Source organism: Luteimonas sp. 8-5 (assembly GCF_029763755.1).
Taxonomy (GTDB): Bacteria; Pseudomonadota; Gammaproteobacteria; order Xanthomonadales; family Xanthomonadaceae; genus Cognatiluteimonas.
Genome location: NZ_JARUVM010000120.1, coordinates 1 through 1498 on the forward strand (window position 1 = coordinate 1; position 1498 = coordinate 1498).

Below are 1498 nucleotides of genomic sequence, written 5' to 3' on the forward strand. Positions count from 1 at the left end.
CGCCAGCGGCGGCGCCTTCAGGTCGACGGTCACTTCGGTGGCGGTGATCGGCATGCGCTTGCCTGCACGGATGTAGAACGGCACGCCGGCCCAACGCCAGGTATCGATCTCCAGGCGCAACGCTGCGTAGGTCTCGACGTTGGAATCGGGCGCGACGCCGGATTCCTCGCGATAGCCGCGGAACTGGCCGCGTACCAGGTGGCCGGGCTGCAGCGGTTTCATCGCCCGGAACAGACGCAGCTTCTCGGCATGGATCGCCGCGGCGTCGTCGCCGATCGGTTCGTCCATGGCCAGCAGCGCCACCACCTGCAGCAGGTGGTTCTGGATCACGTCGCGGATCGCGCCGACGTCGTCGTAGAAGGCGCCGCGGCCCTGCACGCCGAAGCGCTCGGCCATGGTGACCTGGACGTTGTCGACGTGGTCGCGGTTCCAGATGGGTTCGAGGAACGCGTTGGCGAAACGGAAGTACAGCAGGTTGCGCACCGCCTCCTTGCCCAGGTAGTGGTCGATGCGGAACACCGACGACTCCGGGAACACTGCGTGCAGCGCGCGGTTGAGCGCGCGGGCCGAGGCGAGGTCGCGCCCGAACGGCTTCTCCACGACCACCCGCGCGTCGCGCGCGCAGCCCGACTCGCCGAGGGAACCGATCACGGTGGAGAACAGCGAAGGCGGGATGGCAAGGTAGTGCAGCGGCCGACTGGATCCGGCGTCATCGAGTTCGCGGCGCAACCGTGCAAAGGTTTCCGGGTCGCGGTAGTCGCCGTCGATGTAGCGCAGCCGCGCGGCCAGGCGCGCGAACGCCCCCTCGTCGACACCGCCTTCGCCATGCACGAGGCTGTCGCGCACGCGCTCGCGCAGGCTCTCCAGCGTGCCGCCGCGGGCGATGCCGATCACCGGCATCTCCAGCTCGTCGTGCCCGGTCAGGGCCTGCAGCGCCGGGTAGATCTTCTTGTAGGCCAGGTCGCCGGTCGCGCCGAAGAACACCAGCGCGTCCGAACGACCTGCCCCGGGTGCGTTCGCCGTCAACCCTCGACCGGAACGATGGTGATTTCCACGCGGCGGTTCTGCGCGCGGCCGGCCTCGGTGTCGTTGCTGGCGATCGGGCGGCTCTCGCCGGCGCCGGTCACGATCATGCGCTGCTGCATGACGCCGCGGCTGGACAGGTACCCGGCGACCGCGTTGGCGCGCTGCACCGAAAGCGTCTGGTTGTACGAATCGGTGCCGACGCTGTCGGTATGGCCCGCCACCTCGATCACGGTCTGGTTGTACTGGTTGAGTGTGTTGGCGACGTTGTCCAGCACCGGTCGGAACTGCGGCTGCAGGTTGCTGCTGTCGAAGGCGAAGGTGATCGCGCCGGGCATGTTGAGGGTGATGTTGTCGCCGTTGCGGACGACATCGACGCCGCTGCCGGCCAGGTCGCGGCGCAACGCGGCTTCCTGGCGGTCCTGGTAGGCGCCGATGCCGGCGCCGGCGAGGCCGCCGATGCCCGCGCCGACCA

General features: G+C 69.2%; 2 protein-coding genes. Both read right to left on the reverse strand.

What is annotated here, in order from left to right:
- Positions 1 to 1026, reverse strand: a 1026-nt coding sequence (locus QAA18_RS11220; protein ID WP_279413044.1) for a glucose-6-phosphate dehydrogenase, incomplete at its 3' end; no start/stop codon positions are given.
- Positions 1023 to 1498 (reverse strand): OmpA family protein (locus QAA18_RS11225; protein ID WP_279413045.1); only part of this gene is annotated, 476 nt, incomplete at its 5' end. The genes QAA18_RS11225 and QAA18_RS11220, both read right to left, overlap by 4 nt.